This is a genomic window from Herminiimonas sp. CN (genome assembly GCF_000622895.1).
Classification (GTDB): Bacteria; Pseudomonadota; Gammaproteobacteria; order Burkholderiales; family Burkholderiaceae_D; genus AVCC01.
Window position 1 is genome coordinate 19,620 of record NZ_AVCC01000031.1, and the last position, 13,290, is coordinate 32,909.

Sequence of the window (13,290 nt, forward strand, 5' to 3'; positions counted from 1 at the left end):
GCTGGGTATGCAATAAAAACATGAAATTTACGCACGAATTTATTGCGATATCACAAAATACACCATTCAGTATATCTTTAGAACAAATCCGCTTCGAGCGCCATCAGGCTGGCCGAACCGGAGCGCGCCTGACGGATCAGCATCGCGGTTTCCGGCAGCAGACGGGCGAAATAGAAGCGCGCGGTGGCCAGCTTGGCGGTGTAGAAGCTATCGCCGGAACCCTGCTTCTCCAGCGCAATCTTGGCCATCTGCGCGAAGAAGTACGCATACACCATGTGCCCGACAACGCGCAGGTACGGCACCGCTGCGGCGCCGACTTCGTCCGGGTTCTGGAATGCCTTCATGCCGATTTCCATCGTCAGCTTGGTGACCTTGTCGCCCAGGTCGGCCAGCGGCGTGATGAATTCGGATAGCGCCTCGTCGGTGCCGTTGGCTTCCACGAACGCCTGCACTTGCGCGCCGAACTTGCGCAGCTTGGCGCCGTTGTCCAGCAGGATTTTGCGCCCCAGCAAATCGAGCGACTGGATGGTGTTGGTGCCTTCGTAGATCATGTTGATGCGGGCGTCGCGCACATACTGCTCCATGCCCCATTCGGCGATATAACCGTGGCCGCCGTAGACCTGCAGGCATTCCGAAGTCGAAATCCAGGCGTTGTCGGTAATGAAAGCCTTGACGATCGGCGTCAGCAGCGCAACCTGGTCGGCCGCTTCCTTGCGCACCTCCTGATCCGGATGATTCAGTTCGCGGTCGATCTGCAGCGCGACGTACGAGCAGAAAGCACGGCCGCCTTCAGCGTAGGCTTTTGCGGTCAGCAGCATGCGGCGCACATCGGGATGCACGATGATCGGGTCGGCCGGCTTGTCCGGCGCTTTCACGCCCGACAGGCTGCGCATCTGGATCCGGTCTTTCGCATACACCAGCGCATTCTGGTACGCGACTTCGGTCAGGCCCAGGCCCTGCATGCCGACCCCCAGACGGGCGGCGTTCATGAACACGAACATCGCGTTCAGACCCTTGTGCGGCTCGCCGATGATCCAGCCGGTAGCGCCGTCCAGGTTCATCTGGCAGGTCGCATTGCCGTGTATGCCCATTTTCTCTTCAATCGCACCGCATGCAATCGGATTGCGCACGCCCAGCGTGCCGTCGGCATTCGGCAGGAATTTTGGCACCAGGAACAGCGAGATGCCTTTCGAGCCTTGCGGCGCGTCCGGCAGGCGTGCCAGCACCAGATGCAGGATATTCGGTGCGACGTCGTGTTCACCGGCCGAGATGAAAATCTTGCTGCCGGTAATCTTGTAGGAGCCGTCCGCCTGCGCATCGTTTGGTATGGCTTTCGAGCGCAGCAGGCCCAGATCGGTGCCGCAATGCGCTTCGGTCAGGCACATGGTGCCGGTCCATTCGCCGGAAACCAGTTTCGGTAAGTACAGCGCCTTCTGCTCCGGCGTGCCGTGCTCCAGCAGGCATTCGTAAGCGCCGTGCGACAGGCCGGGGTACATGGTCCAGGCCTGGTTGGCCGAGTTCATCATCTCGTAGAACGAGTTGTTGAGCACTATTGGCAAGCCCTGGCCGCCGTATTCCGGGTCGCAGGACAGGGCCGGCCAGCCGGCATCGATATATTGCCGGTACGCTTCCTTGTAGCCCTTCGGCGTAGTCACGGCGTGGGTGGCCTGGTCGTGATGGCAGCCCTCGCGGTCGCCCGAGTGGTTTAACGGGAACAACACTTCGGAAGTGAACTTGCCGCCCTCTTCCAGCACCTGGTTGATGATATCGGCGTCGATCTCCGCATGTTTCGGCAACTGCTTCAGCGTATCTGCAACCTGCAGCAACTCGTGCAGCACGAATTGCATGTCGCGCAAGGGAGCGGTGTATTGGCCCATTATTTTCTCCTGACAACGTTCAAATTAAACCGCTTTATGCTGCTTTATATCGCGGTGGTTTTTTATTCTGCAGCCGCATCGGCAGCCGGCGTGCGATAACTGGCAATCAATCGTTCGAAACTGCTCTGGGCCCGCTCGACGCTGCCCGGCACCCGCAGGAAACGGGCATCGTGATGCAGAGCAAGGATCAAGCCGTAAATCTCGAAAACCATTTGCTGCGGATTCGTATCGGCGCGCAAATGGCCCATTTCGACTGCCTGCCGCACGCAGCGCAGCAGGGCTTCCTGCCAGGCGCGCACCATGCCGACCAGCGCATCGCGAATCGCACCTGGGCGGTCATCGTATTCCACCGCGCCGCTGATGTAGATGCAGCCGGAGGCGATCTCGACCGTCACGCGCTTGACCCAGCGCGCAAACATCGCTTCCAGCCGCGGCAAGCCGCGCGGCGCCTTCATGCTCGGGTAAAACACTTCCTGCTCGAAATGGCTGTGATACAGCTTCAGCACTTCGATCTGCAAATCCTCGCGCGAGCCGAAATGGGCAAACACGCCGGACTTGCTCATTTGCATTTTTTCCGCCAGCAAACCGATGGTCAAGCCCTCCAGTCCGTCGCGGCTGGCTAAATTCAGCGCGACATCGAGGATGGCAACCCGGGTCAGTTCGCCCTTGCGCAGAGATTTTGGTGTCGTATTTACAATATTCAATGGAGTAGCCGCGTAAGAAATGTGGCGAGTTGCCATTCACAAATATAATATGAACGGTCGTACTATTAATCACCACGAGATAAAAGTCAAACAAGAAATATAGAGTCGCAATTCTATTGCCGTCCGGCGCCAGACAAACATGCGCATTCGGCCGGGCCGGGGACCGCTTACAAACCCGATTTATCCAGCAAACGCCGGTCGCGCTTGGTCGGACGACCCTTGATGGCGATCGTTGGTTCGCGGAAGTACTTATGCTGCTCCGCCACAGCCGCCCGACGCGCGCAGCTGGCCTCGGTTTCGGCGTACAGCGCCTGCGCCTGGACCGCGCTGCCGCGCACCTCGGACAGCGCCAGCACCACGGCTTCCCATTCGGTGGCGCCATTATTGGCGGTAAAGGTGTCGCCCACCTTGATGCCGTGGGCCGGCTTGGTGCGCGCGCCATTCAGGCGCACCCGGCCTTCCGTTACCGCATCGGTGGCCAGCGAGCGCGTCTTGAAGAAGCGCGCCGCCCACAGGAATTTATCGATCCGCACGCTGTCAGCCATGCCGCGCCCTATTCTGATTTCGACTCAAGCATAATCGCCCAGGGTGACGATACGCATGATGCTGCGATAGACCAGGAAAGTGAAGCCGTACCAGACCCGCTTGTACCAGCGGATATTGACATAGTCGGACAAGCGGACGCTGACTCCATCGGCAATTCCCTGCTCGATATGGCGCCGCAGCTGGCGCGCAAAGGCGGCATCCTTGACCACCACATTGGCTTCGTGGTTGATGAACAGGCTCAGGCCGTCGCAATTGCTGGAACCTACCGTGGCCCAGTCGTCGTCCACCACCGCAACCTTGGCATGCAGCTGGGTCTTGCGGTATTCGACCAGCTTGATGCCGCTTTTCAATAGTTTCGGATAAAACGAATGCGCGACCGAATCCTGCAGCCGGAACTGGCCGACCCCGATCAGCAGCGTCACCTCGACCCCGCGCGCGGCGGCCGCCGCCAGCGCGCTGCGAAACTTGCGCCCCGGGGCAAAATACGGATTGGCCATCAGCACCCGCTTGCGCGCGCCGCCCAGCGCCCGCAGGTAGGCGCGCTGGATGGTGCGGCGGTTGCGCAAATTGTCGCGCACCACCAGCCCGGCCAGCACCGGCTGGTCGGATCGGGTCGACCGTGTGGAACGCAACTCCTGAAACAGTTCCAGCCGCGCCATCAGCGGCAGCTTGCCCAGCCGCACCCACTGCGCCCGCGCCTCGTCGTGAATGACGTCCGCCAGCGGGCCGCGCACCTGCACTGCAAAGTCCCAGCGTGGCGCCGGCAGCGTCACCAGCGGATTGCTGTCGTCATGCAGATCGTCATTCACATTCAGGCCGCCGACGAAGGCGCAGGCCCGGTCCACCACGCAGATCTTGCGATGCGAGCGCGCCACGCCGCGATGAAACCAGGGATTGAAGGCGCGATGGTTGATGCCGGCAGCCTGCAGTTCGGCGCTCAGCAGGCCGACCGCGACGCGCCCGGTACCGTGCCAGTCGGAAATCACATTGACCGCGCAGCCGCGCGCGGCCGCCCGCTTGAGCGCCGCCTTGACGGTGCGGCCGGTGCCATCGTCATCGAAAATATAGGTTTCCAGGTACACCTCGGCCACCGCCGCATCGATTGCCGCAACCAGCGCCGGGAAAAATTCAGCGCCGCAATACAGCAGCGTGACAGTGTTTTGAGAAGTGAAGTTGACCGCTCGCATGGGCTGCGCTCAGGTCAGCCGCAGCGTGGCGACAATCGGCGCATGGTCCGACAGCTTGGCCCACAGCGCGCCATGCAGCACCTCTGCCGTTTCGACCGCAAAGCCGCGCACATAAATCCGGTCCAGCCGCAGCAGCGGCAAGCCGGCCGGAAAGGTACGCGCCGGCATTGCCTTGGGCAGACGATTGCGACGCAGAAAATCGCTCAGCCGCAGCTTCGGCGCGCCGTCGTCGAATACTTCCGTCACGCCCAGGCGTGACTGCAGCGCCGCGCTCAGGCGATTGCCCCAATCGTTGAAATCGCCAGCAATGATGATCGGCGCACCCGGCGGCGCCGACGCCTCGATGGTTTCGATCAGGCCCTCGGTCTGGCGTTTACGCCCAGCGGCGAACAGCCCCAGATGCACCACATAGCAATGCACCTCTGCCGCCGGCGCCTGCACCGCGCAATGCAGGATGCCACGTTGCTCAAAAGCATGGTCGGAAACATCGCGGTTGCTCGAAAAGGCAATCCCGAACCGGCTCAGCAGCGCATTGCCGTGATGGCCGTGGTCATACACCGCATTCATGCCATAGGCGGAATGGTGCGAGCTGCCGGCCAGAAAAGCGTGCTGCCCCTGGTTCGGCCACTGCGCATGGCGCGCCGCATGCAAATCATGCCGGCCCTGGACCTCCTGCAAAAACACCAGTTCCGCGCCCATTGCATCAATCGCCTGCTTCAGCGCCAGAATGCGCGGGCGGCGGCCGAAGGAAGACACGCCCTTGTGGATGTTGTAAGTTGCGATACGAATTTTCATCTGAATATTCTACCGCCTGCCGACCCGGCGCTCTGCTGCAGCGGCACTTTGCATCTTCTTCGGTAAAATTACAGTTCGAAAAAATCTTTGTACATGATAAATACAGCATGCTGTATAGTAATAAATACTATTATTTCCGTACTGATTACAAGCAATACGAAAAATACTGGCCATATTTCGATTAAAGCAAACAGATTTAACCCAGATGCGACGGCAACTGCAAAATCGCTTCCGCATTCGAGGGCGAAAAGCACTGGTCGGCCGCTTCGCGGTAGGGCAGCCAGCGGTAGCGGACATGCTCGCGCGGCGCCAGTTTGACCGGTATCTGGCGCGGCACCAGCAGGCTAAACACATGCTCGGTGTTGCGCGTTACGCCGGGCGCATAACGATGGCGCCAGATCGGGTAAATTTCATACGTGTTCGATAACTGCCAGTCGCGCAGATGGCGCTGCGGCACCGCCGAAGCCCATCCCGCCTGATAGTCAGACGAGACCAGGATGCCGGTTTCCTCCGCCACTTCGCGCGCTGCGGTATCGGCCAGCGCTTCATCGGCAAAGTCCTTCGAGCCGGTCACCGACTGCCAGTAGCCCGGATGGTCGGCGCGCTCGATCAGCAACACTTCCAGCGCGCTGGTGTGGATCACGACCAGCACGGATTCGGGGATTTTTGGCGTCATGGCGATGGTGGGTGTCGGGATAAAAAAAGGCGCGGAAATCCGCGCCTTGCATTATGAATCAAAACCCCATCCTTACGCTTTGACCACCGCCTCCGTATTGCGCAAGCGGATATGCAATTCCTTCAACTGCTTCTCGTCGACTGCCGACGGCGCCTGCGTCAGCAGGCACTGGGCGCGCTGGGTTTTCGGAAAGGCGATGACGTCGCGGATCGAATCCGAGCCGGTCATCATCGTCACCAGGCGATCCAGCCCGAACGCCAGGCCGCCGTGCGGCGGCGCTCCGTATTGCAGCGCATCGAGCAGGAAGCCGAACTTCAGCTGCGCTTCCTCGGCATCGATCTTCAGCGCGCGGAACACCTTGCTCTGCACCTCGGCGCGGTGGATACGGATCGAACCGCCGCCCAGCTCCCAGCCGTTCAAGACCATGTCGTAGGCCTTGGCGATGCACTTGCCGGGATTGGTTTCGAGGTAATCCTCGTGGCCATCCTTGGGAGCAGTAAACGGATGGTGGCAGGCAGTCCAGCGCTGGCTGTCTTCATCGAATTCGAACATCGGGAAATCCACCACCCACAGCGGACGCCATGCATCGTCGAACAGGTCGTGGCTCTTGCCGAAGTCGGAATGGCCGATCTTCACGCGCAGCGCGCCGATCGCGTCGTTCACCACTTTGGCCTTGTCGGCGCCGAAGAAGATCAGGTCGCCGTCCTGGGCGCCGGTTTGCAGCACGATTTGCGCCAGCGCTGCGTCGTGCAGGTTCTTGACGATCGGCGATTGCAGGCCGTCGCGCCCCAGGGCGATCTCGTTGACCTTGATGTAGGCCAGGCCCCTGGCGCCGTAGATGGCGACGAACTGGGTGTAGGCATCGATCTCGGAGCGCGGCATGGCGGCACCGCCCGGCACCCGCAAGCCCACCACGCGGCCGCCTTCCATGTTGGCCGCGCCGGAAAACACCTTGAAATCGACATCCTTCATGATCGCGGTCAGGTCGGTGAAGGCCAGCTTGACGCGCATGTCCGGCTTGTCGGAGCCGTACCGGCCCATCGCGGTGGCGTAGTCCATTACCGGGAACGGGTTCGGCAGCTCGACATTCAGGCAGTTCCTGAACACCAGCCGTATCATGCCTTCGAACATGTCGCGGATTTCCTGCTCGCTCAGGAACGAAGTCTCGCAGTCGATCTGGGTGAATTCCGGCTGGCGGTCGGCGCGCAGATCTTCGTCGCGGAAGCACTTGGTGATCTGGTAGTAGCGGTCGAAGTTGGCCACCATCAGCAATTGCTTGAACAGTTGCGGCGATTGCGGCAGCGCGAAGAATTCGCCGGCATTCACGCGCGACGGCACCAGGTAATCGCGCGCGCCTTCCGGCGTCGATTTGGTCAGCATCGGGGTCTCGATGTCGATGAAGCCGAGTTCGTCGAGGAACTTGCGCACTTCCATCGTCACCTTGTAGCGCAGGCGCAGGTTGTTCTGCATCTGCGGACGGCGCAGGTCCAGCACGCGGTGCGTCAGGCGGGTAGTCTCCGACAGGTTGTCGTCGTCGAGCTGGAACGGCGGCGTCACCGAAGGGTTCAGCACTTCCAGCGCATCGCATACCACTTCGATCTTGCCCGAATGCAGGTTATTGTTGACGGTGCCGTCCGGGCGGTTGCGCACCGTGCCGGTGACGCGCAGGCAGAATTCGTTGCGCACCTGCTCGGCGGCCTTGAAGACCTCGGCTTGCTCGGGATTGCAGACGATCTGCACCAGGCCTTCGCGGTCGCGCAGATCGATGAAGATGACGCCGCCGTGGTCGCGGCGGCGGTGCACCCAGCCGCACAGGCTGACGGTTTGGCCGAGAAGCGCCTCAGTGGTGAGGCCGCAGTAGTTGGTTCGCATGGACATTGTCTTACCCTGTCTGTATCAAAATTCGGTGTGTTGTAATTCGGTTCAGCGTTAAATTGCTGTTTTTCTGGCTGGCGACGCAGCGGATTTCTCCGGCACCACCACCCCCATCGAGACGATATAACGCAGCGCTGCATCGACGCTCATGTCGAGTTCGATCACGTCGGCCTTGGGCATCATCAGGAAAAAGCCCGAGGTCGGATTCGGCGTGGTCGGCACATAGACGCTGACATAATCGCCCAGCAGATGGTTGCTGACATCGCCGCCCGGGATCCCGGTCATGAAGGCGATGGTCCAGGAACCCGCGCGCGGATATTGCACCAGCAACGCCTTGCGAAAGGCATTGCCGTTGGGCGACAGCAGCGTGTCCGACACCTGCTTGACGCCGGAATAGATCGAGTTGACCACCGGGATGCGCCGCAGCACCCCTTCCCAGCCCGCTACCACGTAATTGCCGATGAAGTTCTGCGCCAGCAAGCCGACCAGGAAGATCGACAGCAAGGTGAGTATCGTGCCCAACCCCGGCAGGTAAAAGCCGAGCAGCGCCTTCGGCTGCCAGCTCTGCGGCAGCAGCAGCAGGGATTGGTCCATGGTGCCGATAATCAGGCTCAACACCCACAGGGTGATGACCAGCGGCACCAGAATCAGCAAACCTGTGATGAAATATTTACGCATGGCTTTCTTTTTTACCGGTCGCAATGGCCGGCAGCAGGCATTCCAATTATTGAACGTCGATTATTTATCGGTGGCAGCGCCGGATTTGCTGCTGGCAGGTGCGCTGGACGCGGCAGGTGCGGCAGTTGTTGCGGCAGGGGCTGCCGCGCCGCTGTCAGAAGACGCGCCGGCGCTGGAAGTCGGCGCAGCGCTGGTGCCGCCCGAACCACCGCGAAAATCGGTCACATACCAGCCCGAACCCTTCAACTGAAAACCGGCAGCGGTCACTTGCTTTTTAAAAGTGGATTTGCCGCAGGAAGGGCATTCTGTCAATTGCGCATCAGACATCTTTTGCAGCACATCTTTGGCAAAGCCACAGACTTCGCAGCGGTAAGCATAGATTGGCATGGTAAATCCCGGAAAAATCATCCAAAACCAGACATTATAAAGGTTTTCGCCGTCCGTTATTGATGCTGCGTACCGTTTGCGTGCAAAGCCAGCGTGTGCTGGCTAATATCGCCGCCATACCTGCCAGCGCTCACGACCCGCGAAGGCCGGAATCGAGTCGGCCACAGGCCGGTCTTCGACGCATTCGAAAGACGGCTTCAGCAAGGCATCCAGTGCATCCTTAGCAATGCCGAACGGCGGCCCCTTGGGCGCGTCGTCAAAATAGAAAAAGCCGGCCAGCAATCCGCCCGGCGGCAGCAAGGCGGCCCAGCGCGCCGCAATCGCCGCGCGCATGCGCGGCGGCAGCGCGCACAAAAAGGCGCGCTCGTAGATGACATCAGGCGGCTTTTTGGGCGTGAAGGTGAAAAAATCAGCCTGCTCGACCCGTTGCGCCCACGGCCCCAGCAACGCGCGCGCAGCGTCAACCGCAGCCGGAGAAAAATCGATCGCCGTCACGTCCCAGCCGGCCTCGCACAGATAGCCGACTTCGTAGCCGGTGCCGCAACCGGGAATCAGCACCGTCGCGCCGGGTGCCGATTGCGCGACGAAATCGCGCAGGGCAGCCGGCACGCCACCCTTGTCCCACGGCATGAAATTGCGGTCGAAACGCTCATTCCAGAACGCCTGGTCGGTCGGGTCGCGGGTCTCGAAGGTCTGCATACGGCACTCTCTTTATCAAGATCGGATACGGTAAAGATGATAAAACGCAATCTGGCCAGGATTACATACATTGCGGTGTATTTTTAATATCGCTTTGTTTTCATGCGACAAATCGAATTTTCAGCACATACTCCCGTATTTTTACAATCTCTAGAAATAATACAGCCGCATCAGTAGCTGGACCAGGATGATGCCGGCCACCAGCCCGCCGCCGAAATAAACGACGCTACCCAGCAAGCGATTGGTGCGTTTCTGCTCGGCCAGCAAGTGCTTCAGCAGATCGGCATTGTGCGATTGCGGCTGGCCGGCCAGCGTCAGCGCCTGATGCACCAGGCGCGGCAACTGCGGCAGCAGCTGGCCGTAACGCGGCGCCTCGTCCTTGAGCCGCTCGACTAAGCCGCGCCAGCCCAGCTGCTCGCTCATCCAGCGTTCCAGATAGGGCTTGGCGGTGACCCACAGGTCCAGTTCGGGATCGAGCTGGCGGCCCAGGCCTTCGATATTGAGCAGGGTTTTCTGCAGCAGCACCAGTTGCGGCTGCACCTCGACATTGAAGCGGCGCGAAGTCTGGAACAGGCGCAACAGGATTTGCCCGAACGAGATATCCTTCAGCGGCCGGTCGAAGATCGGTTCGCAGCAGGCCCGCACCGCCGATTCCAGCTCGTCGACCCGGGTCTCCTTCGGCGCCCAGCCGGATTCGATGTGCGCTTCGGCGACCCGCTTGTAGTCGCGCTGGAAGAAGGCCAGGAAGTTTTGCGACAGGTAATCCTTGTCGAAATCGTTGAGCGTGCCGACGATGCCGAAATCGAGCGCGATATAGCGGCCGAAGGTGGCCGGCTCCATCGACACCAGGATATTGCCGGGATGCATGTCCGCATGGAAAAAGCCGTCGCGGAACACCTGGGTGAAGAAAATCTCGACGCCGTCGCGCGACAATTTCTTCAGGTCGACGCCGGCCGCAACCAATCGGTCGAGTTGCGAAATCGGAATCCCGTTCATGCGCTCCATCACGATCACCGACGGCGAGCAATAATCCCAGTACATCTCGGGCACTGCCAGCAGCTCGGAGCCGGCAAAATTGCGCCGCAGCTGGCTGCCGTTGGCGGCCTCGCGCATCAGGTCGATCTCGTCGTGCAGGTATTTGTCGAACTCGCCGACCACTTCCTTCGGCTTTAAGCGCTTGCCGTCGGCCCACAACCGCTCGACCAGGTCGGCGGCAATGTGCATCAGATCGACGTCGGCGTCGATCGACTTCTTCATGCCGGGACGCAGCACCTTGACCGCGACCTGCTTGCCGTCCTTCAGCGTGGCGAAATGGACCTGGGCAATCGAGGCCGAAGCGACCGGCACCCGCTCGAAACTCTCGAACAGCGTGTCGGGATGGGCGCCGAGCGATTTTTCGATCTGCGCGATCGCCAGCGCGCTGTCGAACGGCGGCACCCGGTCCTGCAATTTCGCCAGTTCATCGGCGATGTCGGGCGGCATCAGGTCGCGCCGGGTCGACAAGACCTGGCCGAACTTGACGAAGATCGGGCCCAGATCCTCCAGCGCGCGGCGCAGGCGTTCGCCGCGCGGAGCTGAAATGTCGCGCCAGAAAATCAGCGTATCGATCAGCTTGGCGGTGCGCGGCACGGCCAGGCCGGAAATCGCGATTTCATCCAGCCCGTAGCGGATCGCCACCCGCGCGATCTTGAACAGGCGCAGGAATTTCAGGATCATGACTGCGGCCTCTGGAGTTTTTCAATCCGCTTGGCGAGACGCTCGACATCATCGCGCATGCGCGCCACTTCCCGCCCGAAATCGCTGACCGCCTGCGGCCGCAGCAGGGTTGGATTTTCCTCCAGCAGATATTCCGCGACACTTGCCGCCAGCGACTGCGCCCCCGACTGCACATTGCGCGCTGCCGCCCTGGCGCCGCCGACGATGCGAACGGCGGCGATATCGCCCACCAGCCGGCTCAGGTCGTGTTCCGCTTCCCAGCGCAGGGTCTGGCTGAGCTGCGAGATCGCGTTGGCGAAATCGGCATCGCCTTCGATTTGCACATACGAAAACGCACGCTCGCGGTTTTGCAGCATCAGCGGCAGGTCCGCCGCCTGGGCGCGGATAGTGACGGCGGCAGGAATTTCAGGCTCCGCGGCTTCCAGCAGGCCGCCGGGCGCGACCTTGAGGCGGATATTGAGCAAGCCGGCATCGAAGCAGGCGACCTTGCCGGCGTGCGCGGCGAGCTTGTCGCGCGCCCAGGGCTCCTGTGCCAGCAGGTGGTTGATGGCAGCGGGAAGAATGGCGGGAAGGAGTGCGGAAGGGGTCATTGTCACGAAGTGGTGCGCAAAAAGAGCAACATCTGCCCAACCAGCCGCAGGAGAAGCAGAAACCGCTGTGCGCCCCCTGCCCCTGCGGCTAAAGTTCTTGCGGGGTTTGGTTTAAAGTTTGATGCCGGTGTGCAGTGCCGCCACGCCGGCGCTCAGGTTGAAGTAGTCGACCCGTTCCAGCCCGGCTTCCTGCAGCATGGTTTTCAGGGTTTCCTGATCCGGATGCATGCGGATCGACTCGGCCAGGTAGCGGTAGCTTTCGGCATCGTTGGCGATTTTCTGCCCCATCCACGGCAGTATCTTGAACGAATACAGGTCGTACGGTTTTTGCAGCGGCTGCCAGACTTTGGAAAACTCCAGCACCAGCAGCTTGCCGCCCGGCTTCAGCACGCGCCGCATCTCGGCCAGCGCCACATCCTTGTGGGTCATGTTGCGCAAGCCGAAGGCGACGCTGACGCGGTCGAAATAATTATCCGGGAACGGCAGTTTTTCCGCATCGCACAACATGGTCGGCGTATTCAGGCCCTGATTCAGCAAGCGATCGCGGCCTACCCGCAACATCGATTCATTGATGTCGGTCAGCCAGACTTCGCCGCTGGCCCCGGCCTGGCGGGCGAAAGCCTTGGCCAGGTCGCCGGTGCCGCCGGCGATGTCGAGCACCTTGAAGCCGGGCCGCACGCCGGCCTGCGCGATGGTAAACATTTTCCAGAGCCGGTGCAGCCCGACCGACATCACATCGTTCATCACATCGTACTTGGTGGCGACCGAATGGAAAACTTCGGCGACCTTGCGGACTTTGTCTTCTTCGTTGACGGTCTCGAAACCGAAATGGGTGGTATTTGTCATGGCGTCAAAAGGAGGGTCATTGTGCAGATGGGGCCGGCAGCAATGCGCGCGGACATGCTCCGCGCCTGCAACCAAAGCGCTTGATTATACAAGCTTGGACTTGCCATACCTTAATGCTTGTGGCCGCAACCATGGGCGGCGGCAGCCGGCGCTGCCATCGGCGCACTGCGTCCGGCCTCGGCGCCATGGCCGGCCGCTTCCAGCCGCGCCAGATATTCAGCCCATAATTGCGACTGATTGGCGCCCAGCCAGTACAGGTAATCCCAGCCGAAAATACCGGTATTGTGGCCATCGGAAAAATGCGGCTGCACCGCATAATTGCCGACCGGCTCCAGTGCGGTCAGTTCCACCTCGCGCTTGCCGGTCTGCAGCACTTCCTGCCCCGGTCCGTGACCGCGCACTTCGGCCGACGGCGAGTACACGCGCAGCAATTCGAACGGCAGCGAAAATGCCGCGCCGTCGTCGAAAGTGACTTCCAGCAGCCGCGACTGCTTGCGTACGGTCAATCCGGTCGGAATGGGAGTGGCTGCGCTCTGTTTCGATCCAGTCATGGTGATTATCCAGTTTGGTTAGATTACTGCGGTTACACATTGTCCGCGAAAGCTGTGGAAAACACGAACAGTCCTTTTTTGAAATTTAGAAAAATAGGGAGTATTACTATTTTCATTGCATTCCAGGCATATTTTTATTTGCGATAAAAAAATATACTCATAG

At 60.6% G+C, this 13,290-nt stretch carries 14 protein-coding genes; all 14 read right to left on the minus strand.

Annotation, left to right across the window (positions count from 1 at the left end):
- Window positions 1–77: 77 nt before the first annotated feature.
- The 14 genes from HMCN_RS0108765 to HMCN_RS0108830 all read right to left on the minus strand — a co-directional run bounded on the left by HMCN_RS0108765 (window position 78) and on the right by HMCN_RS0108830 (window position 13,127).
- On the minus strand, window positions 78–1,877 hold the full coding sequence (locus HMCN_RS0108765; protein WP_025917032.1) for an acyl-CoA dehydrogenase C-terminal domain-containing protein: 1,800 nt from the start codon (window positions 1,875–1,877) through the stop codon (window positions 78–80).
- Window positions 1,878–1,939: 62 nt separating this feature from the next.
- Window positions 1,940–2,551 carry a TetR/AcrR family transcriptional regulator gene (locus tag HMCN_RS0108770; protein ID WP_025917033.1) on the minus strand — a complete coding sequence of 204 codons (612 nt, stop codon included), beginning with the start codon at window positions 2,549–2,551 and terminating at the stop codon, window positions 1,940–1,942.
- 197 nt (window positions 2,552–2,748) lie between these two features.
- A complete protein-coding gene (locus tag HMCN_RS0108775; protein WP_025917034.1) occupies window positions 2,749–3,126 on the minus strand; it encodes an RNA-binding S4 domain-containing protein in 378 nt (125 codons plus the stop codon).
- 24 nt (window positions 3,127–3,150) lie between these two features.
- Complete coding sequence (locus HMCN_RS0108780) at window positions 3,151–4,314, minus strand: phosphatidylserine/phosphatidylglycerophosphate/cardiolipin synthase family protein (RefSeq protein ID WP_025917035.1); 1,164 nt, start codon at window positions 4,312–4,314, stop codon at window positions 3,151–3,153.
- A gap of 9 nt (window positions 4,315–4,323) precedes the next feature.
- Window positions 4,324–5,109, minus strand: coding sequence for an endonuclease/exonuclease/phosphatase family protein (locus HMCN_RS0108785; protein ID WP_025917036.1), 786 nt, complete (start codon window positions 5,107–5,109; stop codon window positions 4,324–4,326).
- A 196-nt stretch (window positions 5,110–5,305) separates the two neighbouring features.
- A complete protein-coding gene (nudB, locus tag HMCN_RS0108790) occupies window positions 5,306–5,785 on the minus strand; it encodes a dihydroneopterin triphosphate diphosphatase (protein ID WP_035626411.1) in 480 nt (159 codons plus the stop codon).
- Between the two features lie 72 nt (window positions 5,786–5,857).
- Window positions 5,858–7,663, minus strand: a complete 1,806-nt coding sequence (gene aspS / locus HMCN_RS0108795; protein WP_025917038.1) for an aspartate--tRNA ligase — start codon at window positions 7,661–7,663, stop codon at window positions 5,858–5,860.
- Between the two features lie 51 nt (window positions 7,664–7,714).
- A complete protein-coding gene (locus HMCN_RS0108800) occupies window positions 7,715–8,338 on the minus strand; it encodes a DUF502 domain-containing protein (protein ID WP_025917039.1) in 624 nt (207 codons plus the stop codon).
- Between the two features lie 60 nt (window positions 8,339–8,398).
- Window positions 8,399–8,725 (minus strand): FmdB family zinc ribbon protein, encoded by a 327-nt coding sequence (locus HMCN_RS18640; protein ID WP_081801460.1) that lies wholly within the window; start codon window positions 8,723–8,725, stop codon window positions 8,399–8,401.
- 102 nt (window positions 8,726–8,827) lie between these two features.
- Window positions 8,828–9,424 (minus strand): methyltransferase, encoded by a 597-nt coding sequence (locus tag HMCN_RS0108810; RefSeq protein WP_025917041.1) that lies wholly within the window; start codon window positions 9,422–9,424, stop codon window positions 8,828–8,830.
- 150 nt (window positions 9,425–9,574) lie between these two features.
- Entirely contained in the window at window positions 9,575–11,140 is a 1,566-nt protein-coding gene (gene ubiB / locus HMCN_RS0108815) for a ubiquinone biosynthesis regulatory protein kinase UbiB (protein WP_025917042.1), read from the minus strand.
- The gene (locus HMCN_RS0108820; protein WP_025917043.1) at window positions 11,137–11,730 is read right to left on the minus strand and encodes an SCP2 domain-containing protein; all 594 of its coding nucleotides are present in this window, start codon (window positions 11,728–11,730) and stop codon (window positions 11,137–11,139) included. Before HMCN_RS0108820 ends, ubiB begins: the two co-directional genes overlap by 4 nt.
- A gap of 111 nt (window positions 11,731–11,841) precedes the next feature.
- On the minus strand, window positions 11,842–12,576 hold the full coding sequence (gene ubiE / locus HMCN_RS0108825) for a bifunctional demethylmenaquinone methyltransferase/2-methoxy-6-polyprenyl-1,4-benzoquinol methylase UbiE (RefSeq protein WP_025917044.1): 735 nt from the start codon (window positions 12,574–12,576) through the stop codon (window positions 11,842–11,844).
- Window positions 12,577–12,686: 110 nt separating this feature from the next.
- Window positions 12,687–13,127 carry a gamma-butyrobetaine hydroxylase-like domain-containing protein gene (locus HMCN_RS0108830; protein WP_025917045.1) on the minus strand — a complete coding sequence of 147 codons (441 nt, stop codon included), beginning with the start codon at window positions 13,125–13,127 and terminating at the stop codon, window positions 12,687–12,689.
- Between the last annotated feature and the right edge of the window lie 163 nt (window positions 13,128–13,290).